General features: G+C 59.4%; 17 protein-coding genes and 1 pseudogene. 9 read left to right on the top strand and 9 right to left on the bottom strand.

Annotated elements, in window-relative coordinates:
* Positions 1 to 455 precede the first annotated feature (455 nt).
* Entirely contained in the window at positions 456 to 2,414 is a 1,959-nt protein-coding gene (locus ACV1FX_RS30600; protein WP_473121273.1) for a glycoside hydrolase family 127 protein, read from the bottom strand.
* 2,532 nt (positions 2,415 to 4,946) lie between these two features.
* On the opposite strand from ACV1FX_RS30600, the gene ACV1FX_RS30595 reads away from it, so the two are divergent.
* Positions 4,947 to 5,594 (top strand): Ulp1 family isopeptidase, encoded by a 648-nt coding sequence (locus ACV1FX_RS30595; protein ID WP_473121272.1) that lies wholly within the window; start codon positions 4,947 to 4,949, stop codon positions 5,592 to 5,594.
* 800 nt (positions 5,595 to 6,394) lie between these two features.
* On the opposite strand, the gene ACV1FX_RS30590 is transcribed toward ACV1FX_RS30595, so the two are convergent.
* The 3 genes from ACV1FX_RS30590 to ACV1FX_RS30580 form a co-directional block, all read right to left on the bottom strand.
* Positions 6,395 to 8,122, bottom strand: a complete 1,728-nt coding sequence (locus ACV1FX_RS30590) for an NEL-type E3 ubiquitin ligase domain-containing protein (protein WP_473121271.1) — start codon at positions 8,120 to 8,122, stop codon at positions 6,395 to 6,397.
* Between the two features lie 285 nt (positions 8,123 to 8,407).
* The gene (locus ACV1FX_RS30585) at positions 8,408 to 8,881 is read right to left on the bottom strand and encodes a hypothetical protein (protein WP_473121270.1); all 474 of its coding nucleotides are present in this window, start codon (positions 8,879 to 8,881) and stop codon (positions 8,408 to 8,410) included.
* A gap of 323 nt (positions 8,882 to 9,204) precedes the next feature.
* Entirely contained in the window at positions 9,205 to 9,846 is a 642-nt protein-coding gene (locus tag ACV1FX_RS30580; protein ID WP_473121269.1) for an inner membrane-spanning protein YciB, read from the bottom strand.
* A gap of 214 nt (positions 9,847 to 10,060) precedes the next feature.
* Here ACV1FX_RS30580 and ACV1FX_RS30575 point away from each other — a divergent pair, with 214 nt between their 5' ends.
* Positions 10,061 to 10,654: a nucleotidyl transferase AbiEii/AbiGii toxin family protein gene (locus ACV1FX_RS30575; protein ID WP_473121268.1), complete on the top strand. Its 594-nt coding sequence runs from the start codon at positions 10,061 to 10,063 to the stop codon at positions 10,652 to 10,654.
* Between the two features lie 807 nt (positions 10,655 to 11,461).
* Here the strand turns inward: ACV1FX_RS30575 and ACV1FX_RS30570 are convergent.
* Positions 11,462 to 13,324 (bottom strand): alpha,alpha-trehalose-phosphate synthase (UDP-forming), encoded by a 1,863-nt coding sequence (locus ACV1FX_RS30570; RefSeq protein ID WP_473121267.1) that lies wholly within the window; start codon positions 13,322 to 13,324, stop codon positions 11,462 to 11,464.
* A gap of 562 nt (positions 13,325 to 13,886) precedes the next feature.
* Between ACV1FX_RS30570 and ACV1FX_RS30565 the strand changes: the two genes are divergently transcribed.
* Positions 13,887 to 14,825, top strand: coding sequence for a DUF2493 domain-containing protein (locus ACV1FX_RS30565; RefSeq protein ID WP_473121266.1), 939 nt, complete (start codon positions 13,887 to 13,889; stop codon positions 14,823 to 14,825).
* A gap of 276 nt (positions 14,826 to 15,101) precedes the next feature.
* Here ACV1FX_RS30565 and ACV1FX_RS30560 read toward each other — a convergent pair whose 3' ends face one another.
* Positions 15,102 to 15,434, bottom strand: a complete 333-nt coding sequence (locus ACV1FX_RS30560; protein WP_473121265.1) for a hypothetical protein — start codon at positions 15,432 to 15,434, stop codon at positions 15,102 to 15,104.
* Positions 15,435 to 16,769: 1,335 nt separating this feature from the next.
* On the opposite strand from ACV1FX_RS30560, the gene ACV1FX_RS30555 reads away from it, so the two are divergent.
* The 4 genes from ACV1FX_RS30555 to ACV1FX_RS30540 all read left to right on the top strand — a co-directional run bounded on the left by ACV1FX_RS30555 (position 16,770) and on the right by ACV1FX_RS30540 (position 20,657).
* Positions 16,770 to 17,015 carry a hypothetical protein gene (locus ACV1FX_RS30555; RefSeq protein WP_473121264.1) on the top strand — a complete coding sequence of 82 codons (246 nt, stop codon included), beginning with the start codon at positions 16,770 to 16,772 and terminating at the stop codon, positions 17,013 to 17,015.
* Between the two features lie 816 nt (positions 17,016 to 17,831).
* The gene (locus tag ACV1FX_RS30550) at positions 17,832 to 18,257 is read left to right on the top strand and encodes a hypothetical protein (RefSeq protein WP_473121263.1); all 426 of its coding nucleotides are present in this window, start codon (positions 17,832 to 17,834) and stop codon (positions 18,255 to 18,257) included.
* Between the two features lie 557 nt (positions 18,258 to 18,814).
* Complete coding sequence (locus ACV1FX_RS30545) at positions 18,815 to 19,135, top strand: DUF736 domain-containing protein (protein ID WP_254103129.1); 321 nt, start codon at positions 18,815 to 18,817, stop codon at positions 19,133 to 19,135.
* Between the two features lie 703 nt (positions 19,136 to 19,838).
* Complete coding sequence (locus ACV1FX_RS30540) at positions 19,839 to 20,657, top strand: calcium-binding protein (RefSeq protein ID WP_473121262.1); 819 nt, start codon at positions 19,839 to 19,841, stop codon at positions 20,655 to 20,657.
* A gap of 401 nt (positions 20,658 to 21,058) precedes the next feature.
* Here ACV1FX_RS30540 and ACV1FX_RS30535 read toward each other — a convergent pair whose 3' ends face one another.
* Together ACV1FX_RS30535 and ACV1FX_RS30530 are read right to left on the bottom strand one after the other, a co-directional pair.
* A complete protein-coding gene (locus ACV1FX_RS30535; RefSeq protein ID WP_473121261.1) occupies positions 21,059 to 21,535 on the bottom strand; it encodes an Mpo1-like protein in 477 nt (158 codons plus the stop codon).
* A gap of 577 nt (positions 21,536 to 22,112) precedes the next feature.
* Positions 22,113 to 23,078 (bottom strand): LysR family transcriptional regulator, encoded by a 966-nt coding sequence (locus tag ACV1FX_RS30530; RefSeq protein WP_473121260.1) that lies wholly within the window; start codon positions 23,076 to 23,078, stop codon positions 22,113 to 22,115.
* 168 nt (positions 23,079 to 23,246) lie between these two features.
* Between ACV1FX_RS30530 and ACV1FX_RS30525 the strand changes: the two genes are divergently transcribed.
* Both ACV1FX_RS30525 and ACV1FX_RS30520 read left to right on the top strand, forming a co-directional pair.
* A complete protein-coding gene (locus ACV1FX_RS30525; RefSeq protein ID WP_473121259.1) occupies positions 23,247 to 24,320 on the top strand; it encodes an aromatic ring-hydroxylating dioxygenase subunit alpha in 1,074 nt (357 codons plus the stop codon).
* Between the two features lie 31 nt (positions 24,321 to 24,351).
* Positions 24,352 to 25,338 carry a PDR/VanB family oxidoreductase gene (locus tag ACV1FX_RS30520; protein WP_473121258.1) on the top strand — a complete coding sequence of 329 codons (987 nt, stop codon included), beginning with the start codon at positions 24,352 to 24,354 and terminating at the stop codon, positions 25,336 to 25,338.
* A gap of 203 nt (positions 25,339 to 25,541) precedes the next feature.
* On the opposite strand, the pseudogene ACV1FX_RS30515 reads toward ACV1FX_RS30520, so the two are convergent.
* Positions 25,542 to 25,895 (bottom strand): annotated as a pseudogene (locus tag ACV1FX_RS30515) (transposase); the annotation flags it as partial.
* Positions 25,896 to 26,047 lie beyond the last annotated feature (152 nt).

The following is a 26,047-nucleotide window of genomic DNA, read 5'->3' as shown; positions in this document are numbered from 1 at the left end:
ATCTATCCGCATCCGCATCACGTCCAAGTATCTTTACGATTTCTGGGACGCTCCGGCGTGCTACCTGTTCATTTCAAGAATGCTTTGGCGGAACGCTCTTCAAGATGGCGATCGGTCAAGTGTGCTCAGCCCTGCAGCTCCAGTTTACTCTGCAGGATGTCGCGCGCTCCGTACGCCCAGCTGCAATCAGCTGAATGTGATCCTCCGGTTGGCCATGCTACGCCCGTCAGCTTCTCAAGGGCTGACCGCTTCCAACGCCGTCTTGAAGGTCGACGGAATTGGAATCGCCAAAAGGCCAAAAGTCGAGTTGAGATATCGGCCTAGCCGTCGCTCTTGAAGGTCTGCTGCCCTGCATGCGACGGACCAGCCCATGCCGGCTCTCAACCACTCCTCTCCTCTTCGGCCAGGTTTGCTTCAGACAGCTACCGCTCTTGCCGCTACGCTCTTGGCCCCGGTTACCACTCATTGATCCAGATTCGCATTTCGCCTTCGCCACGGTTGGCCCAGCTGAACCACGGAATGAATGTCAACCGCTGCGGTTGCCGCTGTCCAGGCACCTCGTCGTAGTGATAAAGCGGTGCTTCCTCAGAGAGCATATGCTGCAAACGGAACCCCTCGGCCTGCAGCAAAATCTTGCGGGCAAAGAGGCCCTTGCCTTCAACAAGCGAAAACCGGCTGTCTGCATCCAGCCAAATATTGTGTAGCTCCGGCCCATTGTCGGCTTCTTCCAGACAGTAAACCAGAGGACCACGCTGCATAGCCACTTTGCCGGCCAAATGGCGAAGTTGCGGATGACCGTACACGCGGCGTGCCTTCATGGGCAGCAGCAATTCGACGCGATCGCCTGGCCGCCACGTGCGCTGAATGTGCAAATACCCTTTGCGCGACTCGCAATTGACCGGTTCGCCGTTCAGCCTGGCCTCTGGCGCGCCGCACCAGTCCGGCAGGCGCAGGGCGAGGGTATGGGTGATGGGCTGCTCGGATTCCACGGCGATCTCCACCTGGTCTTCCCAGGGATAGTTCCCGCTCATGCGCAGGCGCAGCGTATGCTCTCCGACCGGTAGCGCCACGCTATTGCCAATGTAAAGATTGACATAGAGCGCGTCGGAGCGTGGCGTATAGATGTAGTGACCAATTGATGTGAAAAGGCGCGCGATGTTCGGCGGACAGCAGGCGCACCCGAACCAGGGCTGGCGTACCGGTGTGACATGACTGTAGATGTGATTCGACCGCAGCGATTTGGGGTGAACTTCAAGCGGATTGACATAGAAGAAATGGCGTCCATCCAACGCGATGCTGCCCAGAACGGTGTTATAGAGGGCACGCTCCATCACATCGGCATAGCGACCGTCCGCCTCCATCTCCAGCATCCGGCGGGCGAACATCATCAGACCAATCGAGGCGCAGCTTTCCGAGTACATGGTATCGTTCGGCAGATCGTAGTCGCTGCTGAATGCTTCGCCTGTGCTTTGCGAGCCGATACCGCCGGTAATATAGATCTGCCGCTGCACCATGTTTTGCCATAGCCGACGGCAAGCTTGGCGTAGCTGCTCGTTCTGGAGCAAACGTGCCAGATGGGCAACCCCAGTCATGAGGTACACAAACCGAACCGCGTGACCTGTTGCAGTCCGCTGCTCCGAGACCGGCAGGTGCGCCTGGCTATAGGCTTTATCTTTGACCACCCAAGGCGTTGCATGTGATTTCCGGTGACCGGAACGCTTCTCATATTCTATGTCATAGAAGTGCGGCTCGGTGCCGCGTTGCGCGACGAAATAATTCGCGAGTGTGAGATATCGGCGCTCCTGCGTCACTTCGTAGAGGCGCGTCAATGCAAGTTCGATTTCCGGATGGGCATCATAGCCCTGTAACTGATAGCGCTCCGGGCCAAAAACCACAGCGATGTGGTCAGCTAGCCTGCAAGCGACGTCCAGCAGGCGCCGTTTGCCAGTCGCACGAAAGAAAGCGACACCCGCTTCGATCAAGTGGCCGGCGCAGTAAAGCTCGTGGCATTCACTGAGATTGCTCCAGCGCTCCCCAGGCGCCTTTACCGTGAAATAAGTATTGAGATAACCATCGCCGCACTGGGCCGCCGCAATCAGGTCAATCAGGTCATCGGCGGTTTTCTCCAGTTCTGGATTGGGAGTTTGGCACAGGGACCAGGCGGCCGCTTCCAGCCATTTCGCCACGTCACTGTCCCGAAAAACCGTGCCGTAGAACTCGCCCTTTGCTCGGTTGGCGGCGATCCGGAAGTTTTCAATCGCATGGCTCGGTGGGACTTCGGCAATACGATCGTTCAGCGCCTCCCACAGATGAGGAATCGTCACCTCCCTCACCAATTGCTGGTATTTTCCAATGAGCGGATCCGTGATCCGTAAGTCATGGAGATTTACTTCCGTAACCATCGGACCATCCATCTCGCTCTCCTTCGTGTCGGGTGCACGGGCGCATAGTTCACGAAAGCCCACGCCATATCTCATCGCCATGATTGCCGGGTGCGAATGGCGGACCCAGCACGTTCTGCACGCTGTGGTCAGCTCATGCGCCTTCCGCGTCGTCCAAATTCCGGCGTGACGAGAAATTGAAGCATCCCGTCGGGCATGTCATCTGAGTGAACGTACCCTCTTCAAATAGAATGGGACGTTCTATGACGCTCGACGCGAACGACATTGTCGATCTTCCTACATCACGCTGACCAGCACGCTATCAAGACAGCAATTTCTGTGCCGGGAACGGGCGCAGATCGTTCGTCCGAAACTAACATGCCCTCGACCTGGTGCGGGTTCAACGCGGATTCTGCGCCCCACGCTCGGCCCAGAGGCTGCGGTAACAGACCGTGGCGCCTTGCGATCTCCTTCGCGTGACAGCGCCAAAGCCGCCTCCACCATGCCGATTTTTTCGCGAGCAAGCGTCGCGCCGCCCTCAGCCGTTGGGCGCCTACCAGCCGGTGACGACGCGATCAAAGAGTTGTCTTTTGCGTTCAGGGAGCCAGGACGCCGCCCTGTGGTGTGCCAGTGTACGTGCGTCCACTGACCCAATCTTCCTTGTAGCCCACTTCGGCTCATACTCCGGGCGCATTGCAGCCGCTTCGCGGAGTCGACGACGGGGTGCGCATGAGAGGTGTGGCGACCGCGTCGCTCACCGGCCGAAAGGCTCGTCAGCCTCTCGACAGCTAGCCCATGTAGGCACCGTGATTCGGTATGACTTCGGACAGGAATGTTAGTGTGCCCCCAGTTAATTTCGTCCATCCGGATTCTTGGCAAGGGTGCGATGCCATGTTTCAAGAGCAAGAGGTGGAACGGGACCAGCCCGAAAGCTTCGAGCAGCACTTGCACGGGATGCGCCGAGCCGACGCTCTCGTTTCTGGAGGGGCCCCTCCTCAAGACCGATATTGGCCGCATCTATGTGACAAAGATCGTCGCTTCATCGAGGGCGCGACACAGGAGTTTGCGCGCCGGGGGCTGCGACTGGGGACCGTTACTAATTATGCTCGAGCACTTCGTAGATTGGGGAATCATCTCGGGGAACAGGGCCAAGCGCTTCTTGGAGTCGATCACGATTTTTTGGTCGCTCACGCCGAAAGGGCTTTCCCGCGTGACCCGCAAATGGTTCACGCGCTAAACGCCCTTCGAGCGTATCACGATCCCGGTGCTCGAAATAAGAAACGTCCACGTAACGAAATCTCCGTGGAAGATGCGAGGCTCATCGACGAGGCGGTCCAGGCTGAGGCTGATTGCCGGAATCTGAAACCAAGAACAAGCGAGGGTTACGCTATGGCTCTTTCGCGCTTGGGAATGCATCTCAAGGAGCGGGGGCATACGATCGCTGGAGCCGATGTCGACTTCCTGGTCGCCCACGTTAAAAAGTATTTCCCGCGTGACGCGGAAATGAGTACCGCGTTGCACGCGCTTCGGAAGTATCGCGACCCCGGTGCTCCAGTTAACCAGCGCCCAGTTATTGAAGTCTCTGAGGAAGACGCGCGTCTCATCGACAGCGCGATCCTGGCCGCTACTCTGCGCCGGGGATGGAAACCGAGCACCGTCGAAGTGTATGTTAGGAGCTTGCGCAAGCTCGCGGACTCTCTCGGGCCTCAGCAAACGATAACTGCAATCGATCACAACTCTCTAGTTGCTCACGTCAATAAGTCATTCCCGAATAGCTGGACGATGAAGACGGGGTTGGTAGCCCTTCGTGAGTATCGTGAGCCCCAAATTTTACCTGATCTCGGGCCCCGAGGTCGTCGCCCCTCCGGGGAAGGCGGGCATGTTACCGATGATGTGGCCCGTTCCAGCGGGCGCCCAACAGAGAACAGGGACTCGATCGATTCTCGGCTTCTAACCGCTCCACGGTCATCAGCCGACGATATCCTGGAGTTCCGGGGACAATGGGAGGACCCTCACGCGGCGCTCGGGGCATCCCCGGCGGAACAAGGGCAGGTCCCCGCGGGAGCGCAATTTGCCGATTACGATCAGGAGCAGCTTTGGCGGGATGTGGAGCAAGCCGGATCGCGGGCCACGGCCGGGTGGGACGGTTCTTGGTCGGGACCGTCGTTGCAATCGGATCAAACTGCCGGGTCGCAAACGGCCAGTTGCGACCAGGAACAGCTTTGGTGCGAGGTGGACCAAGCCGGAGTGCGGTCACCTGCCGGGTTGGGCGCCCCTCCCTGGTCGGGGCTATCGTCGCAGTCGGATCAACCTGCCGGGTCGCAAACGGTCAGTTATGACCAGGACCAGCTTTGGTGCGAGGTAGACCAAGCCGGAGGGCGGCCACCTGCCGGGTTGGGCGCCCCTCCCTGGTCGGGGCTATCGTCGCAATCGGATCAATCTGCGCGCTCCGAGGCAAGTTGGTCGCCACAGATACCGCCCAGCTTTGATTGGAGTCTATTTCCCGACGGGACGCCCGCTTGGTCGCCGTCCATCTGGCAGGAACTGCGAGATGATGCTCATTCTGTGTCGGCGTTTCCGAGCACAACCTCCGATGCGTTGGAAGCGCCGTCCCCCGATCGCAGCGGGCGGGTGCTCGGCGCTAGGGAATGGCTGGGCGACCAGCATATCCTACGGGATTACGAACTGCTGATGCAGGACTTGCAGCAGAACGATCCGGACCTTGCCGCCCGGACGCGGCTCGTCGATCCCCTCATCGCCCACTATCAACTGCGCCTGGGGTCTGCGAACGTGATGCTCGCCGCCTTCCAGCGCATTGTAAATGTCGGTGGTAACGATACAGCCGACTTCCTGTTCATGCCCGTGAGCGACGCCAGTGCTTCGGATCCGGTTCGCCGCGGCACCCACTGGTCGCTGCTGCTCGTTGACCGTCGCGAGCGGGCAAGTCCAGTTGCCCATCACTACGACTCTCACCGGGGACAAAACGATGAGCTTGCAGCAAGACTCGCACTACGGCTGCGTGCGCGTCTTGAGCCCGTCCGCATGACCCAGCAGCGGAACGACTATGATTGCGGCGTCTTCGTGGTGGATGGCACGCGGACGCTGGTTAGCCGATTATCGGAAAGATGGCGACCGGCCGAGCTGCACCTTGACAACCTCATCGTCGATCGGCTGGCACTGCGAAACCGACTGGCGGTTGACGTCAGCATCTAGTGATAGAGCTGGGCTTGGAGCGGCTCTCGCCGAGACCCGGGCTTACGGCACCGGTCCCTTGGCGCTGAAGCCATGGTTGGGCCGCAGCCATCCACCGAAACTGATGCGTCACAACCGTCAGACTAGCCGGTCACGGTCAAAGCGCTCGCGATTGGGCATGCCGGCCAAAGCTTGGCGCACCATCACGTGGCGCAAGGAGCGAACGAAAAACTGAGCTCGCGCTTTGATCGCGTGCGGGTCCGTGCGGGCGTACCGTGATTATTGGCAAACCTCCCGATGATTGCTGCATCGAATGGTACGCATCCGACGACGGCCCCTGGGTAGGCTATTTTGGAAGGTTGATCGCGCTTAAGCGGCGCGACCAGTCATGGAAACCGAGCTGCGAAACCCTGCTTTGCAAACCGAACTGAAGCGCTCATTCAGGATGTTCTAGTCGATCAGCGATGCCAACCGCACCAGCGGATGACCCATGTCGATGATCTGATCGAGCGCCGGAAGCAGCAGATCTTTCTGGCGATCATCCCGCGGCTTGCTCATCGCATTCCCCAATGTCGACGACGCCGTCAGGGAATCACGAATCGCCCACAAGAAAAATCCTAAAACGCAAGAAAGCGAGGTCCAACACCCCGCTTTCCTGCAAGATCGAATACTATATCAAGACCAACCCTGCTTATTTCTCAGGTCAATCCGCATTCTTCACCGACGACTCATCCGGCGCCGCCCCGTCCTCCCAAAGATCACGATTGCGACGGAGTCACGTGGAAGCGGACATCGTCACCCGTTTGCAATCAAAGAACGCTTCACAGTTCGATGCCGCGATCGCTGAGCACCTGGTGCATGACCTCACTTTTGATCTCGCGGGCGATTTCTTTAATGATCTCGGCTCCGAGCCCCCGCTCGGCATCGAGATCGCCTATCAGACCACGCTCGGCGAGCCCCTGGTTCAGGCGGGTTTGAAACTCCTCGCCCGACGCCTCGGCGAGCCGCGCCTGCATCTCGGCATGGTCTTCGGGGGCGATGCGCCTCATAACCGTCTCCCACGGTTGCCAGCTCGTTGCCAGATAGTCCGCAAAGCCCGTCGTCTCCTGGCTCCGCACAGAGGTCTCGGCGCTGGCAATGTCTTCCTCGTTGACGTGAGAGACATTCAAGAAGCGCATGTCCGGGGCGATGTGCCGGAGCTCCAGCGGCTCGCGCAGCTGCGTCTGGTAGGCAAGATAGACCTCGATCTCGTCGACCTCGGCGTCCGGGTCGGCAAGGCGGAGCGAATCGACCCTCTGGCGCGCGATCCTGTCCAGCGCTTCCAAGCGGAACATGACACGGCCATGCTGGAGCAATTCGTCGAGCCGACCGTCATAGGCGCCTTCTTCGACGTCAGCGTTCACGCGTGCGGTCTGCATGCGGTTCCAGGTCAAGGTGATGCGATCCTCACAGCTCGTGCTCGCTTCGGAAGCCAGCTCGAAGAGCTGCTCGCGCAATGGCGGCCTTGCCATCCCCTGCCGCAGATCCTCGATCACCGCCTGCCGGAACGCGTCATTGCTATAGTTCACAGTGCCCCGGAGCCTGTCGAGGAAACGTGCATAGTCCTGGGCACCCGGCTCCAGGGCGAAGCGTTGCCAGGCGGCTACTGCCGCCGGCTCGTCCTCCAGCCAGTCCGCGACAACCTCGTGCAGGGGCCGCGGCTCAACTTGCTCCGCGCCTTCGTCCATCGAGAGAAAGATCTGCGGGCCAGCATAGTCCCCGGCGTGCATGGCTGCCGACAGGTGGGTTACCACCGGCTCAGGCAGCGGATTATTTTCCAGATCAACGCTGGACTCACGGCCTAGGTCCGTCAGCAGGGTGCCGGGAACGCTGGTCAGCTGATTGTTGCGGGCGCCGAGCCAGAGGAGCTCGGCGGGGAACGTCTCGGGCAGGCCGGTCAGCTCGTTGTGGCCTGCGCTCAGCCATTCGAGCCCTGCGGGGAGGGGCTCGGGCAGATTGGTAAGGTGATTGTAGTCGACGTTCAGGCGCTGGAGCCTGGCTGGCAAGTCGGGCAGACTGGTCAGCCGGTTGCCGCTGGCATCCAACTCGCGAAGCGTTGGCGGAAGGGCGGGCAGATGCGTTAGCTGGTTATTGTCGACCATCAGGCGCCGGAGCCGGGGTGGCAGGCCTGCAGGCAGGCTGGTCAGCCTGTTGCTGATGGCGTAGAGCCGCCGGAGATCGGTCGGAAGGGGGGCGGGCAAGGCGGTCAGGGACAAGGAAGATAGATCCAGACTCTCATGGACATCGCCCTGCTCCCGCCAATCACTCGTTCGACTAACCGCCTCTTGCCGGTTCTCGCCTTCTGCCTGCCTCTCTTCGGCAGCCCAACCCGCCAAGATCTGATCCTGGGACGAGCCGGGGTCGGCGGCAGATACCCGCGTATTCGTCAAGGCTTCGGCCCATCGCGCCGCGGCAGGAGACCCAGGTTCGGAGGTTTCGGAATCGGACGTTTCGATCTCGGAAGATTCCGAGGCGGCGCCAGCGCCAAGCTGCACCTGTTCTGTATTCATCGAGGCCGTCTCTTCGGTAGCCAAATCATAAGGGAATGCGCCGGGGTGGCGCTGTTCGAAGCTCGCGGCCGTCACCGCTGGTGATGATCACCACGCCTGATGAAGCAGGCGAATAAAAGATCGGCTCTCGTCAAACACCGCCCAACACGTTTCTCCATTTTACCCACCGAGCAGTGCTGCCAGAGATAGCGCGTCCGCACCAAATCTCAGTTTTCAATCGCTTCAGATTGTTAAAGGGATCCATCATTCCCCTCTGCCAGATCTGAGCAGATCAGGCCGGGCCTGTCAGTCCAGATCGAGACGTTCTCCTGCTCTGACCGGTTTTGCTGTCGATAAGCTGACAAACCCCATAGCGATCCCAAATTGCACGGATGGAACTCTCGAAGATTTCGAAGCCAGCAGTCCGCTGAAGAAAAGCCGGCAACGGTCAATCAGAGCTTCGAGTTGACAGGTGCCGATGGCGGCGCGCCGGCAGCTCGCGCTCACGGTCAGCGAGCTTGGTGCGCTTTGGGGGACGCGGCCGGCCTCGTGCTGTTCGGCCCGCGCCAGCTCAGACGGTGCGGGCGAAAAGAAGAAGCTGCACGTCTGAACGACAATTGCTCGACTTGATCGAGTCCACTCCGCAGCACGGGCGCGCCGGACATGCGATGCGGCAGTGACGGTCGCCCGCTTGTCGTTCATCAATAAGCAGAAGCTCATCATGCGAAAGAGCGGCGTGACTTCCGTTGTTGCACGGCCATCGTTGGCGACCTCCTCCACAATATTGCGCCGATTGCTAGAGGTGACCCGCTCCCCCCAAGTTCCAGTACACGACTTCCAGCGGACGCTCACTCTATCGGCGCCGTTTCACGAGGCGCAAGATATCAGCTCGCCGCTGCCGAATCAGCAATGCTGCAGCGAATTGCAGCATTGACGCATCTATATCTGCGAATCGAGGTTCATAACGGGCAACGCCGAACGGACACGCAAGGCAGGAACTTCGCCGGGACGGTGACGCCGGATGCTTGCGGCTTTGTGCATCGCTTTGTTTCGATTCTGATCCAATCAGTCTTTGGATCATGCCGAAAGCTATGCCGCTTGATTCAATGTTCGCCGGTCGGTCCAATCGAATCGTGTTCGCCTGGCACACCCTCGACATCTTTCGATTCGGGCAATTGCTGGTGAACTTGGACAGGAGATGATTGAGCGGAACGCGACACAGGCGCAGCATGGTAGCGTTTGGTCAGCGGCATCAGACCGGTCGCGAAGAGCAGACTCAAGATCGTTACGCCGAACACCCTGAAGGTCACCCAGGCATCCGTACTCTGGGTTCGCCAGATGACCTCGTTCAAGATCGCCATGCCTGCGAAAAACATCGCCCAGAGGAGGGTGAGGATACGCCAGCCCTTCGGTGTCAGATTGAAAATGTGATCCAATAGCACCACAATGAAGGAGCGGCCAAACAGAAGTCCACCGCCGAGAACCGTCGAAAGCAGTGCGCTGACGACTGTTGCATCGAGCTTGATGAACGTCTCGTCATGCAACACCAGCGTCAGCGTACCGAATACCAGCACGCTGACGCAGGTGATCAGCGCTGTGATCGGCATGTAACCCTTCACCACGAGGGAGACGATCTCTGCCAGGACAGTCACCCCCATGAATGCGGCGGTAGCCGCGAACAGCTGAAATTTCGCGTTCACACCATAGAAGACGATCAGCGGACCGAGCTCGGTTAAGAAGAACATCTTACGCCGTGAGTCTTGTCCATTAACTGCGTTTGTCACCATTTCAAATCCATCTTTCGTACCCGCATAACGCTAAGATGAAGGATATGCAATTTAATGTTGCGTCGGCAGGTCCCGCTCTTCGCATGGCATGCTTGCATGAACCGCAGCCTCGGTTCGGCACGCTGCTTGCCTCGCAACGGAAGCGGAGGGGCTAAATCTTGCAATCCAAAACGTGCTCACGATCAAGTCGCAACGGACATTTTGGGACAAGATCATCATTCTTCACGGACAGCGGCACTGGCTTCAAAACAGAGACGAACTCTACAAGGACGGGCAGCGGCTCTCGCGTCACTCTTACGACGTCTATCTGCTCCTCGCTTCAGAACATGGCATGAGTGCGATGGCCGACCTCGAGTTCGCGAAGAGCTGCGCTGATCACCCTCGTCTTTATTTCGATCGAAAGCCTCTCGACCTCGATCTGGCGACTCCCGGGACGTTCGGCATCGCGCCATCGGATGGCATGTTCGGCCCCCTGAAGGAAGATTACGACAAGATGTCCGGCATGATCTTCGGAGAAATCCCACCGTTTCAAGACATCATCGAACGAATCGCAGAAGCGACCTTGATCACGCGACCGAAACCTGGAAACGAGAACGTCGGACTCGGCCATCCTGTGAGATCGAACACCCGAATAGGCCGCCGCCGCCAACGATCAGCACCGGCAAGCCGCGCTCTCCTAGAGCATGATCCGGAAAAGTGCGAAGCGGTTTTCCGAACAAGATCATGCGCAAACAATAACCTAAAGCGCGATGACAGTTCATCCTAATCTCATCGCGCTTTAGCCAGAGCTGATTTGGACCAGTGTGAAGCGGCGTTCCCTGGCGACGCGCGCGGCGCGTTCGTGCGGAAATCATAAGAGTCCGAAGTGCGAAGACCACGCCTCCCAATCTCACTGCGCTTTAGGCATGCCGATCGCGCTGACCGCCATTGCGGGGGCGCAAGGTAAGCACGGCCCTGCGGATGCTCTCAATCGGCGCGAGCCTGCCGATCCTCCCAACGGCATGATCGCGGGAAGCGGGGCTGCGGACTGGCTTTGTGGGCGCGTCCGCCGATGGCGGCCCGGGCTTTACTCGCTGCGCTCGCCGAGCCTTGCACCGATCCTTGGGTCTTGGCGTCTTCGGGTAGCACTCGGGTCTCGGCCCCTTCGGGTAGCAATCCCTCGCGTAAGACATCCTGAGCTCCTCGCCGGGGACACTCGGGAAAGGGGCCCGCCGGTATGACGAAGGATGCCGGCGTCGCTATCACTGCCCCTGTCCCGGGTGCCCTTTTAACCGGTCTCCTCGCGGCACTCGGTCCCGCGTGCCGCCTTCGGCGTCGCTATGCTCACGCTCTTGCGGGTGCCATTTTCGATGAGGCGATGCGCCCCTGGCGCACGCCTGGCCCCAGGCGACAGTCTCGTCATCGGCCACAGAATGACACATCGCGCTTTTGTGACTCTCTTGCTCGCGCTTGCAACTCCTTTCGTTTTCGAGGCGGAGGTTAGCGCAATTCCACGCATCGATGGCAAAGCCGACTCAGGTAAAAATGCAGCTGTGGTGCTGAGGGCATCTTTCAGTTTTGACCAAGGACGATCCTATTGCTCGATCGATCCTTCGGTCGCGCCTCCCATTTGGTCTACATGATTGTTCGGCAGCACCCAAAGTCGATCCTGTGTGTGCGTCAGCGAGCCCGCTAACTCGTCAAAGGCCGTCTTCATATCGGCATAGGCAGCCTCCTTCAACTCGACATCGGCCGGATGCACCCCCACGTAGGCGGCCGCCTCCGTTAAATAGTCCGGGTGCTTGGGCATTTGAATCTCGTTGGTCCAGCCTAGACCGAGATATGGGAAGTGATCGGCCGGCAGGGTGACCCGGCTGTCGTCCAGCTTCGCAAGGTAGTCCGCTGCCCAATCGTGGATTGTATAGGCTTCAAGTTTGTCCATCATCGACCGCCAGCGCTTGATACGCTCATCGCGCGGCATCTCTGCCGCCTTGGATATCGCGGCTGCGATGTCTTCCGGGCGGTTCGGATCTATGAGCAGTGCTTCATCCTCATTGAAACCTTCAGCCGCACCGGCAAACTTCGACAAAACAAGAACGCCGGGATCGTCCGGATCTTGTGCGGCAACATATTCTTTTGCCACCAGATTCATGCCGTCGGCCAATGGCGTCACAACACCAACGTCCGCGGCGCGGTAAAGACGGGCGAGTGCAGCCTGGCTGAAGGGTTCGTTCTTGTAGTGGACCGGTTTGAAATTGTCCGTGCTATGCTCAGCATTGACTTGGTTGATCGCTTTCTCGACATCTTTCCCATACTCCTGATACGCTTCGATGTCGGCGCGTGAGGGGGGCGCGATCTGCAGGAGCGAGATGCTGCCCGGATTGGCCGCCAACACGTGGTTGAAGGCTTCGACCCGCTTGTCGATACCCTTGGTATACTCGAGCCGGTCGACGCCGATCGCAAGCTTGGGGCCCCTGAGCTGCTCCAGCAAAGACGAGATTTTTGCTTCCTCCTCGGCAGGAAGCTCTGCAGGAAGATGTTCTGTGAACTGCTTCGGATCGATACTGATTGGAAAATTGTGACATCGCGACTGGCCACGCTCCGTGAGCACTACGCCATCCTTGCTCTCCAGCCCGAGATGTGACTTCAGACAGGCAAGGAAATTGCTCACGTCCCGTTTTGTCTGAAAGCCGATCAGATCGTACTCCAGCATCGATTTCATCAGTTTACGATGATTGGGCACTCGTTCGATCATGTCAGGCGTCGGCCATGGCGTATGGAGGAAGAAGCCGGTCGGCCGGTCGACGCCGATTTTATGCAGATCAGCCGCGAGCGGAATCAAATGATAATCATGCACCCAGAATGCGTCCCGATCCCGCAAGTTGAACGCCACCTGCGCTATATGGTCGTTGATTGCGCGATAGCTTTCATAGTCACCTTCCTCGCCCGAGATGCGGTCGGCGAGGGAGTGGAGCACCGGCCACAGCATCGAATTCGAAAAACCTCGGTAATAGCCACGATGGGGCCCTTTCGGCAGCTCGAGCCTGGCCACGTGACCTTCGCCAATCTTCTCGAGTGACAGGGACCGGTCAATCTCATCTTTTTGCTCGTCCGACGAGCCTATCCAGATCGCGCCGGAACGTTCCACGACGGGCTCGAGGGCCGCGGCAAGCCCCCCGGTCTGGGGTTTAGTGGGGTCGAAGGGCGAAACGCGGTTCGAAATGACGACAAGCTTCATGTCTGATTGCTGGGCTGTCGCATTGCGGTTGACCTCGGACTGCACCGAGACACCAGGACCGGCAGGACCTGTATCGGCTTGTGGCTCTTGTCCCGGTGGTGGCGCGCTCAGCTGCTGGTCGAAGACCGCCTGATCCATCCGTTCATGTTGCTCAGTGGCGTATAATGTACTGTCGGGAACCGACGCTGCTGCATTGAGTGTGTCAGAAATTCGATCCATTCCGTATCTCCGTTTTGATACAGGCTCGCAGATTCTCCTTGTCAGCTAGCAGGCATAGCTTTCTGGAAGCTGACGAGTGTTGGAGCCAGTGCCCCCCATCGTGTCCTTTCGCCATCTTCACGCTTCTTGCTCCACATGTTGATGCCGGTATCGCGCTAAAGCGCCTGCTACGAGAGCTGATCTCGTTGATCAGCTCCGAAATGAAAGCCGCCGCGCAATTCATGCGTCCGGTCGCGTTTCGATGTCGGTTCAATGCGGATGGTCCTGCGATGCTCGTCATGATCGCTCCCTGTGGGGTCGCCGCCGATAGAGCCGCCCCCCTTGCCTTCTAGAAGGCGATCGAACGGCAAGCGGTACGGGCCGGCAATGGCAGCGGCACAGCTATTTTCCGCCGGCGCGTTCCGCGCCTTTGCATCGCGAATCAAAATAGCTGTGCCTCTGCCATCCTCCGCTCTGCTTCGGCCCTGCGCTTTGCTACGGGTGCTGTTCCGTTCCGCTCGCCGTCATGTGATCGCCACGAAGGCCGCGATGGGCGCGGCCGATCCGGCAAAGGACCTCACCCATGACGACCGACAACGACGACCCTCAATTCGAGCCGCTCTTTGCTTCGTCCCCGACCGATCACGTTCTCGCCGAACTTCAACTCTTCGGATATCGTCCCTTGCATGACGAGCCCGATCCACGGCTGCTTCCCGAAAGCATGGCGATCACCGGCGCCGTCGCCGATATCTTCGATGCGCTCGTCTCGACGTTGAATGACACGCGCCTGGAACCTGACCTCGAGGACTTGCTCTGGTCGACCGTCAATCTCTTCCATCGCGCTTCAGGCCGCATTGAACACGAGCTCGACGCCAACGAGCAGGCGCAGCAGAAGAGCCAACGCGAGCAGAACGGCTCGGAGGTGCGATCCGTCGAGCTCGAACGACTCATCGCCCAGGGCATTACGCTCATCGAACGCCGCAACGCCATGGAGCTCTTTCGCGACCAGGCTGCCGAACGCTTCGAGGTCCACACCGGTTCGCCTTGGCGGCCGCGCTCCGGGTCAATCGTCAGCCATCGTACCCTCACCGCCGCGATGATCGACAGCCGCGATTTTCTCGCTGCCAGGCGCAGGGCCGAAACCGAGGTGTTGTTCCCACCTGGGCCAAAGGTCGCACTCACCGGTGGGCTCGAATTCAACGACGTTTCGCTCGTCTGGGATCGCCTCGACAAGGTCCACGCAAAACATCCCGATATGGTTCTCCTGCACGGCGGCTCACCGAAAGGCGCCGAATTGATCGCTGCCAAATGGGCCAGCCATCGCAAGGTGCCGCAGATCGCCTTCAAGCCGGACTGGACGAAACATGCAAAGGCCGCACCATTCAAGCGTAACGACGCGATGCTCGACATCATGCCGATCGGAGTCATGCACTTTCCGGGCACAGGCATCCAGGACAACCTCGCCGACAAGGCGAAGAAGCTCGGTATCCCGGTCTGGAAGTTTGGCAAGGACGGCGCGTGAGCGCCGTCCTGGTTGACGCTGAAAGCCATCGTGCGGCACGTCGAAAGGATCGACGGCGCAGGGTTCGATGGTGCATCGAGACACCGAGCCTGTGGGCCGGTCCTCTTCGTTCCTTGTTCGCTTCCTTGGAGTTCCACTATTCATGCGGACAGTGATCCAGAAAGAGTGCTGCTCCGGTCGTTGCCGTGCCGAAAAGCGCGCGCATAGCGGGCGCCAAGTCATCCCGGCGGTATCTATCAATTGTTTTCCAGCCGGCCTTTGATTTGGATCGCCTGTCTAAGCCTCCGTGTACGAAATAGCGAGATTTTCGCAGATCGACGCAAACGCCTTTTTCGCTTCGGCGTCCTCGAAGCAAAAGCGTACCCCTTTGTCACCACGCTCGATCCACCAGTCCGCCTTGTGTCCTTTCGAAACGCGGGATGCCTCCTCGCGCAACTGATCCAGTACTCTTCCGTAAGCACGCACAATCACACAGTTTTCCATCTCAACGCTCATTGCAGGAAGGTAACACAGGCCAAGAAACACACACCAAGCAACACATACCCAGAAGGCGCCGCCATGACAAATGTGAATCTTTGGCCGGCCACCGCCCGATGTTTCCTCGGACATGATGTCGAACTCGGCGCATGTTTTCCTCGCGCGCTCCGGCTTTTACGTTGAGTTCCTGCACCTGCCGATGGAGGCGAGCGAAGAAGTTCTGCGACGTCTTGTTATTATTTTGGTCGGATGGGCAGCTTTTGGTGCGCGCTCAGGCTGGGCGATTTCTAAAAAATGCAATGAATCCCCAAAGGTGCGATGCTGGCCGCGTTTTTCCCCCTGATGGTTTCGAATGTCTACTGGAGTTGGACGAACGATTTTATGGCCGACCTATTTGCGCTGGCAGCCTGCGTAATCGTGGACCGTCTGATCAAGTGCGCAATGATTCGCCGTGCCCATGCCGAGATGCGTAGGCTCTACGGCGCCGAATGGGGAAACGAATAGGTAGTGCCACCATCCGGCGAAGGCGAACAGCGGCGGCGAGCTTGCCAGTAGCAAGCCAGGCCAACCCGATCGTCGGATCCGGCTCTGGCGCGTATTCGGCAAAGCTGTTGGCCGGTACCGCGAAGGCGGTTGCTTCGGATTCCGCCAGGCGCGCCAATTGCGATCGAAGCGGCATCGCCGACGTTTGTTACCGGCGCGCCGGTTCCGGTTTGTGCTCACGGCAAATCACCTCCCGCATCATCACGACCTCGCGCCCGCCAGCACCGACGTTGCGGATGACGAGCGCCAACTCATCCCAAGAGCGCTGGCTCGTGCGTTGCGGCCAGCCTTCAAGATGAGTGAGCTCTGGTCTTACCAATCGCAGCCTACGTAATGATACGGAGGTCGGCCGTCGTACTTTCTTGATCTGCGAAATGCATCGTCGCCGACATGCCATACAGACCAATCTACGATCCACACCTCTGGCGCAGTCGTGCGCTCGCAACGCGCCTCAAAGCGGATTTGCTCAGCCCCGGCAAACCCAGAGACAGGCTCCTGAAAGTCGCCGAAGAATACGACAAGCTAGCCCGGTACGCAGAACGGTGCGACGCGCACAGAACCGACCAAGATTCGGATTCGTGTCAAGATTTCTGATCGTTCTTTCGCTGTCTTGACTGAATCCTCGCGCGGCTCGCTTCGAGCCAAGACGGATGCCTTAGACAGATACCTTGGACAGATACCTTGGACAGATGCCTTGGACAGATGCCTTGGACAGATGCCTTGGCCTGATCTTTGCCAGTTGCTTTCCCCTGCCTGCACGTCTTCGCCCGCGGATGTCGGGGCCTTCGGCGAAATCCGCCGCATCATGCGCGTTGCCAATCCACAACGTACGCGCCAATCGGCGCGCCGATGGTTCGAAAATGCACACACTTTTGCCGATAATCGATCTCAAAAAGTCGAGAACGATCAGAGAGGCGCGCAGTATTGATTCAGGCCGAAAAAAGCGTTGTCGAGCACATGCTCGCATCATTGACAATCAGCGCGCTGCAGAGCCGGGCCGCTCCCACCCACGAACAGGTGATGCATCATTTGGAGCTTGCGTATGAAAGAGCGGGTCTGATCCCGACGCAGGCATCTACGATCCGGGTACTGGAGCGTATCTCACGTGAGATCAACAAGGCCGAGACGGTGTTGGAGTTCGTCAGCCGAGGCGAGGGGCACCCACACTGAGTTGACGCACGAGGTTCCCTCACGCCTCGCCCATCACACAATCTGAGTGACGGAAGGAAGCAGGATGTCGGATCCAGCTCGCGGTCTGACTAGCCCATCCTGTCTTTGATCTGTGCAGCGATGCCAATCCTAGTGCCTTTGATACCGTTGCGAGGGAGCCTAAGGGAGCTGTCGCGAAACCGGCATCCCTCGGCCGCAAGGGCGGGCACGATCACAGCGCGATTTCGATCGGATGCTTTTTCGTGTTCGGCGCGCAGGATCACAAGTGGCGAGCAGCGCCTCACCATCGTCGATCGGCCCTTTTCATCACCTTGTCGTGTTTGACGCACCAGCCAAGCGGGTGAATGCAGAGCTTTCGTCGCTCTCATGTCAGTCATCGATGGGTCGAAGATCCGTTCGGACGAGACGCTTCATTTCTGTCCAGCGCTCAAGCTCGCCAAAACGCTGATGTGGTGCCGGACGCATTGTACCAGTAGCGGCACTTGCGGAGTGGAAAAGGGGTTTCTAACTCCGCAAAAGCTATCGGGCTAGAACGCGATCCGATTTGGAAGTTTGCCAAGGACCGCTCGCAAGCCCGCTTTGGTCGATTCCAACCAGAATCGGACGCAGCGGTCGAATTGTCCTCGAGACCTCAATCGCTAAAAAACCTGCATCTCCATATGATGCGGAGTTTGCGCCGCGATTTGATCACGTTTTGGTTCTATCCAATAAGTCGCGCCGTGGTGGTGGTGGAAGGCGCAGTCCGTACTCTCTTGAGCGGGAACCACCACCGTGCTTGCCCTTGGACTTGCCCTCAATCTCGTTGGGCTCGGCCTCTTGTTCTGGCTGATCTTTGCTCTCGCAGTCTATGCCCTCCCATTCTTTGTTGCGGTCAGCGCCGCTGCAATGGCATTGGAGCGCGGCGCCGGGATGACTGGCGCGCTCATTGTTGCCATCATCAGTGCCGCCTCGATGCTCGCCATTGGTCAATTCGCCCATTCTATGGCGCGGCCGATCATCTTGCGCGGCATGATTGGCGGAATATTTGCCATTCCGGCAGGAATTTCTGGATACCATGTCATGCTCGCCTTATCGCAGATCGGCGTATCCTCGCCGTTCTGGCGTGAGGCCTTCGCATGCGTCGGCGCAATCTTCATCGCCAGGAAGGCCTGGACGCAGATCACTGTCTTGAGCGGGCCAGATGCCGCACCGGGCAGGTTGACCAATGCTGCATCAACCGGCTCTCTCGTCCGCGACACCTGAGGAAATCGTCCCTGGCCGCTACATCTGGGTTGCTTTTGCTCTGTGGGTGCCAAGACCTCATTGCAGGAGCTCTTCGGGAAAGGGCGGACTTCGTCGCGCCCAATCGGACTCTGCCGGCCTCATTCGGCCCTGACACGGGCCAGTGGGAGGGGCTTGGTTGCGGCTTTTTACCTGGCGGCAATGTCGCCTTTTCCCGCACGCTCTTTCTTTCTCTGCGCCGAAACCTGCCGCCTTCTTGTGTTGCAAAGCGAGGTCTGCCACGTCTTTTCCCGCTTAAGTCTGTGTTCAGCGCTCGGACGCACCTCGCCTCGTTGGCTTGATCTGGCCGAAGACCGGCTGCGCCTCGATCGTCTGAGACGCAATGCCGCCGGGGAGACTTTCTTCCCCTGGGCTAACGCCCATTCCTCGCGAGGCAAGAAAGTCTCCCCGCCGGCATCCTCCGCTTAACGCTCCGGCCCGCGGGAAGACGCGGGTGCGTCGCCGATCGTCTTCGGCCGTCAGATCGCCATCGAGGCCGCGGTGGTCGCGGGGCTCGAAACAAACCAAGGAGAAGTGACATGGCTACCATCGGTTCTTTCAAGAAGGTCGGCTCCGATTTCCAGGGCGAGATCGTCACGCTGAGCCTGCAGGCCAGGGGCGTCCGCATCGTCGCCGAGGCCAACCGCTCGAACGAGAACGCTCCCAGCCACCGCGTCTATGTTGGCCGGGCAGAAATCGGCGCGGCCTGGTCCAAGCGCTCCGAGGAAGGCCGCGACTACCTCTCGCTCAAGCTCGATGACCCCTCGTTCAACGCGCCGATCTACGCCAACCTCTTCGACGATGAAGACGGCGAAGGCTGTACGCTGCTCTGGTCGCGGCCGCGCAAGACCGGCGAGTAAGCCTCGCAACACCTACGCCCCGCCCGATCTGATCGGGCGGGGCGCTCTTTTGGGTAGAGCGCACCCAAGTCGCGTGCGAGGAGGGCTTATGGCCAAGAATAAGGTTGCCATCGGCGAGCATCGGCTCGCCGGTACGACGTCTTGCGCCCGAAGGCGAACGGGGCAAGCGGACCACGAAAGCGCGGCCGAAGACGATCAACGAGGCCAAAGGCACGTTTCGTCTCTCAAGAACCGGAACAATCTAACGGCGACTGAGATGTACGGCCATGGCGTAAGGCATCAGGTCGCCCGCTCCGCTCTCTAAACTTGGTTTCCGGTTCTTGGAGACCCAAGGAGACGACATCAGTTCTCCGCTCGCAAATTCTGCGAGCCTTATCGCGCGAGAATTCGATTGATGCATCAAGGAATGTGGCAACTTGCCTACCGAGAACGTCACCGTCAGCATGATGGGGGCAGGTTTCGCCCTCGCGCACGCCTGTGGTTGCAGCAGTTGTCAATCACGAGCATTCGACTCTCATTGATGAATGGTGACGGACCCTAGATGACGGAGAACACGTGCAAGTCTAAGTCCGTGAAGCGCATATGAATGCATTCGTAATGTGAATGATATCCATCAACACAATCGATTTCTTTAGTCGTCCTAACGAGGAATACGAAGGCATCGGGCAGCGACGTGGGGGTGAAATCCTAAGGAGCATTTGCGATGGGAAGGTTTATCTGGGGGAGCTCGGGTGACAATAGCCTCTTCGGCGGCAGCGACGACGATCTGATGATGGATCCCCGCGGCAATGACTGGATCGACGGGGGGGCTGGCAACGACTCCATCTCGGCCGGCGAGGGCAATGACCGCGTCTTCGGTGGTGCCGGTAATGACCAGGTCTTCGGCGAAGAGGGCAACGACTATCTCTACGGCGGCGATTACGGCGGCAATAACCGCGACCAACCGCGCATCATCGGTGTAGACAATGACAAGCTCTACGGCGGCCCCGGCGATGATGTGCTCTTTGCCGGTGACGGCATGGATTTTCTGAGCGGTGGCTCCGGCCACGACACCTTTGTCTTCCAGTTCCACGATCCGATCCCCGGGCTCGACCCGAAGTACGGGCCGGAACCGGACAATACCAGCATCTGGGATTTCGATCCGGCGCAGGACACTCTCGCCTTCGATGCCGTGGGTCTCTATAACGACGGATCCAGAGCGAACTTCGTCAACCACGCCAGTGAGCAGCCGGGCTATCCGGTTGACACGTTTTACAGCGGCGCGGCCTCCGGTGCCCATGGCGAACACGTGGTGGTAATCACTGATCGGTCTTTCGCCTCCGGTACTCAGGCGGCGAGTGCGATCTCCGGCGAGAACGCCGGCGACATCATCGTCTACCACGACTACCAGACCCAAACCGCGAATTTGGCCTTTGTCACGTCCGCGAACCACGTGGACGAATTCGCCCATCTGGGCAGTTTTCAAGGTGTGGCCGATCTGGCTCACCTGCACCTGACCGCGTCAGACTTTACTTTCGTCTGAATAGAGCCACGTCCCGCCATCTCGGCGGGACGCTTTGTGCCATCAACCCACTGGCGCGATAAGGATGCTGCCGCACCCCGACGAAGATGATTTCAAGGTTCAATGCTGCGCGCCACGATCTGTCTGGAAAGCACCAGATACCTAATTTCGGAGCGTAGCTCGCTCAACAGCCACGGCATCATACCGAATCTCCGCCGACGTCTGCGTCATGGATCAATCATCGAGCCCGGGCTGGCTGAACCCACCACAAAGCAAATCCAACGAGATGTTCACACTTCGCGGTCGGGCGGCTAGAGGTCTATATCCGTACCTTCACCGACCTGCAGCCACAAAGCCGTAGCCGTTCAAACGGGCCCTTGCAAACGGGCCCTTGCGAAGCGACGGTGGCAAGAAAGCATGGTTCACCGGGAAGAGGTCGGGCGACGCTTCCCGACGATGATGCCGAGATCGCGGCGAAAGCCGAGCGCGACAACCAACTTCGCCATGACAAACATGGGTCCGACCAGCAGATGGGTAGGATTGTCGACCGTTGCCGGCCGCCGGCGCTCGAACACCAAGTGCCCAATGATCAGCAATGCAACACCGAGCACAATTATGGCGGCAGTAAGCGACCACATCCCGACGGTCGTCACATGGTTGAGGATCACGGCGGCGGCTGCACGCAATGCGATCACAGCGGCAAGGATCGCGGCGCCAAGCTCGAAATCGAGCACGAGCCAAAAGATCAGTACAGGCGTGAGCGTGATGGTCGCCACGCTGATCTGGATCTCGAATAGTGTGATGACCCAAAGACTGAGCGGAAGACTGGCAGCCAGGAACAAGAGCAGGATGCCGACGACGTGCATCGCGCAATTGTAGGGATCGCGATGATACTCCACGTAAATCTGCGAGCAGCCGACGGAAAGAGGAGTTCATTTTGCGCCCGCCTTGCTCGTTGTGTCCGCGGCCACGGCGCAATTCATCGTCTGCCAAACGCATATGCGGGCCCACTGTCGAAAACATCTCCTGCGTAAGCGCAGGAAAGCCTCACGTCAAATCTCCCAAAAACATCATACTTGGTAGATTCGTATAACCTGCTCTCTCGATTGTTTGAACCTGTTCGATGACGAAGACGGCGAAAGCCCAACGTGCGTCTCGTGGTGGCCGGGCAAGACCGAGGGGCAAGACCGAGGAGCAAGACCGAGGAGTATGTGTGGTGCGCCCCTTCGATCAGCACGGAAGCAACGCTTTTTGAAGCGCACAGCATGGCACCGGGAATGTCGGGTTTTCCCGTTTCGATCCGCGCGGCGTAACGACCAGAACTCGTCCGATTGGAACTCACGAGGCCGATCGCGCTGCCGGGAACTGTTCGCCGCGCAAGGGCCGTCGGCACGTCGGCGGCTTCGTAAGAATAGAGGAGGGGGGAACAAAAATTCGAAAGCAGCGGAGAGACCGACGTGCCGGCGGGCAGGCAATTCAAGTTCTCGCATTGGCGCTGCCGCGGTTGCGCTCGGACGGCGCGGCAAGAGCGGCCTTGTATGGCAGAGCGCCGGCAATTCGAGCCATGAGTTGCCTCAGCCACCGGTGGGCGGCGGAATGGTGCGTCCGGGACGTCCAGGTCATCCCGATCTGAAACGGCTCGGGGAAAGGACACGACGTGGCCACGACGGATTTGGCGATGTTCGAAGCGATGCGACTTGGCACCGTCGAAATCAGATCCGTGCTGGGGAGAATGTGGGTGAGATCGGAAATGCTCGGAACCGTGACCACCTGGTTGAGCGAGAGGCCGCGTTCATCCAATCCTCTGAGATAGCCTGATCGCCAGGTGCCGCCATAAGTGACGACGGCGTGGCTCGCCCTGACATAGTCGTCGACACGCAGCCTTCTGCCGGCGAGAAGATGGCTGCGGTGCATAACACACATATAGTGGTCATCCAGCAGATGGCGATGATAGAGGCTATCCTCATGCACGTCGTAGGGGCCGAGGAGAAGATCGGCTTCGCCGCGTTTGAGATACGCGATACCTTTGGCGCGCGCCGTCTTGATCTCCAGCACCAGGCGCGGCGCCCGGCGCCTGATCTCGGCGATGGTGCGCGGCAGAATGATCGAGCGTTCGTAATAGTTGCAGGCGATTGTCACCCGCCCGGACGCGCTTGCGGGATCGAAATCCGTCGGCTGCATCAAGCCCTCAAAACCTTCGAGCAGGCGGCTGGCACATTCGACGATCTCGACGCAGCGGGGCGTTGGTGCGATGCCGCCACGCTGGCGCACGAACAGCCTGTCGCGGAACGCCGCGCGTAGCCGATCCATGGTGTAGCTGATCGTCGATTGATTGGTGCCAAGTGCTTCGGCGGCCTTCGAAAACGAACCCAGTTCCGACACCAGGCGCAAGGTACGGATCGCGGCAAAATCAATCGCGAATGGATCCCAATCCTTTGCCATCTCCTCAAGACTCTCCCGGCGAAAAAACGATGCGATATCGAAAGAGTAGATAAGGGATATCAACTCTGTCCGATTGTCCGGCAACCATTGCCAACGCAATCTGCTCGAAAGTGGGAGTTAAGACGGCAAGCCCGCGACCATCGACCGAACCATGGAGATAGCTGCCCGATGAACGCACCCAAACCCTTTCCGCTCAATGCCTGGTACGCGGCTGCATGGTGTCACGAGATCGCCCGCGAGCTTTCCGCCCGCACCATCTGCGGCAAGAACGTCGTGCTCTACCGCCGCACGGATGGCGCCATCACAGCGTTGGAGGATGCCTGCTGGCACCGGCTGCTGCCGTTGTCGCTCGGACATCTCAAGGGCGATGACGTCATGTGCGGCTATCACGGGCTGGTCTTCAATTCAGCCGGCCGCTGTTCCTACATGCCTGCACAGAAGACGATCAATCCGTCAGCCTGCGTACGTGCCTATCCGGTCGCTGAGCGACATCGCCTGGTCTGGCTCTGGCCCGGCGATCCAGCGCTTGCGGACCCCGACAAAATTCCGGATTTTCACTGGAACGGTGGCACACAATGGGTTGGCGAGGGTGGCACGTTCTATCAGTTGAAATGCGACTATCGCCTGGTGGTCGACAACCTCATGGACCTTACGCACGAGACCTATGTGCACGCCGGCAGCATCGGCGACGAGGCGATCACGGCTGCGCCCTTCGATGTGACCCACACGGACAACACGGCGACGATGACGCGCTGGATGATCGACATCGAGCCGCCCCCGTTCTGGGGGCGTCAGCTCGGACGACCGGGCCGCGTCGATCGCTGGCAGATCGTGACGTTTCAGGCACCGTCGGTCGTGGTCGGCGACGTCGGCGTCGCCCTGACAAATACGGGCGCGCCGCAAGGCGATCGCTCGCACGGTGTCAGCGGCGCGTTCTTGGCGGCGATCACGCCCGAAACGGAGACGACCTGCCACTATTTCTGGAACTTCGTCCGAAATTATCGGAAGGATGATGTGGAACTGACGAGAGCGCTCCAGCTCGCCCACGTCAATGGCGGGGCAGGCGTCTACGATCAGGATCACAGGATCTTGGAGGCGCAGCAGGCCGCCATCGACAAGAACCCGCGTTCGCCTTTCTACGATCTCAACATCGATGCGGGCGCGCTCTGGGCACGGCGGCTGATCGACCAGATGATGGCCGGCGAACAGGACGGCGTGATCGAAGACGTTGCAGCTGAATAAGCGAAAAGTCATGGCCAAGCCGATGGAACGGATGAGTGCACGTCTTCGCGCCACCCGCGATCTCACGCCCGACGTCCGTCTTTTCGAGATCGAGCCGGATCGGCCGTCGATCAGGATAACACCTGGCAGTCACATCGACGTCGTCGTGCCGATCGACGGGCGGCCGCAGCTGCGTAGCTATTCGCTGGTAGGACCTTGCGGAGACGGGCTCTATCGCATCGCCGTCAAGCGGGTCGCTTCCAGCCGGGGCGGGTCGGTTGGCATGTGGCACCTCAAGACGGGCGAACAGCTCACGATCTCCGAGCCGAGGAACAGCTTTGAGTTGAGCTATGGCCGGCCCGACTATTTGCTGCTGGCCGGCGGCATCGGCATTACGCCGATCTACACGATGGCGCTCGCGCTGAAGCAAGCGGGTGCGAAGTTTCGCCTGCTTTATGCAGCGCGCAGCCGTCTCGACCTGGCGTTCGCGGAAGAACTTGCCCGCTACATCGGCGAACGGCTCCAGATCTTTGTCAGTGAAGAGGGACAGCGCATCGATATCGCCGGCGAGATCGCCAAACTGGATCCGCGCGGCGAGCTCTATGTGTGTGGCCCATTCGGGATGTTGGAGGCGGCAAAGCGCTTGTGGCGCGAAGCGGGCAGGCCCGCGCCGCACCTCCGCTATGAGACGTTTGGCAATGCCGGCAACATTGCGGATGCGCCGTTCAAGATCAGGATTCCCAGGTTGGGTCTGGAAATCGACGTCCCCGCCAATCGCTCCATGCTGGAGGCGCTTGAAGATGCTGGCGTCGAGATGATCTTCGGGTGCCGGCGCGGAGAATGCGGCCTCTGCGTCCTGCCGATCTCGGAGCCGTCTGCCCAAGTCGATCATCGTGACGTCTTCTTCAACAGTGAAGAGCGGGCGATGAACAGCAAGCTCTGCACCTGCGTCTCGCGCGCGGCCGGCGGTAGCCTAACCGTCGATACGCCCGATCGAACGCAGATCCGGCGTCATGGCTCTGACGCCAGCGTGGTCTAGGACGTGGCGCCGCAAGACCGCCATGCTCTGTTTGAACTTCTCACACTTCAAGGCGTGGCGGCTGAACTATCCGCGGTAGCTGGAGCATGATCCGGAAGACTGTGAAGCGGTTTTCCCTCGCGACAAACGCGGAAGCGTTTGCGCGGAGATCATGCTCAAACAATAACCTAAAGCGCGATGATGATTCATCCCCTCGTTGCGCTTTAGAACTCAATAAATTCCGCCTCCGGCCATCGATGCCCTTGCGTGGCCATCTTGTTGGCGAGGGCAACGATCACGAGAAATCGGCTGTCTGCGCTTCAGCATGCGCATGAGCCGCACATTTGGCGAGCCTTTGCCCATTGCTCGACGCACTGCCCAGCTCGCTGCGATGGTCAGCAGCCTGCGCAGGGTCCGCTCATCCATGTAAGACGTCTCGCTGAGCTTTCTGCTTTCCGCCCGTGGTGCGCAGCAGCGGTGTGAGTCCGAGCCACGCTGCAAAGTTCCTGCCTTTCAAGGTCTGAGCTGCCGGCGCCAGTGCAACAAGTGCGGGGAGCCGTGATCGGCCCAATTCCTGGCCGTCATCAGGGGCTTGGTCTCGGCAGTCGTTCGTGAAGAACCGGCGCAGCGCCGGGCTCATGCGATATTTGGCGCCGGGATGGTCTCGAGGAAGGCTCGGATGATGGCACGCAAGAGCTCTGCGAGCCATCGCAGGAGCAGGCCGAAGTTG

It is taken from the genome of Bradyrhizobium ingae, from assembly GCF_055791185.1.
This window is presented reverse-complemented; position numbering and strand designations above follow the sequence as displayed.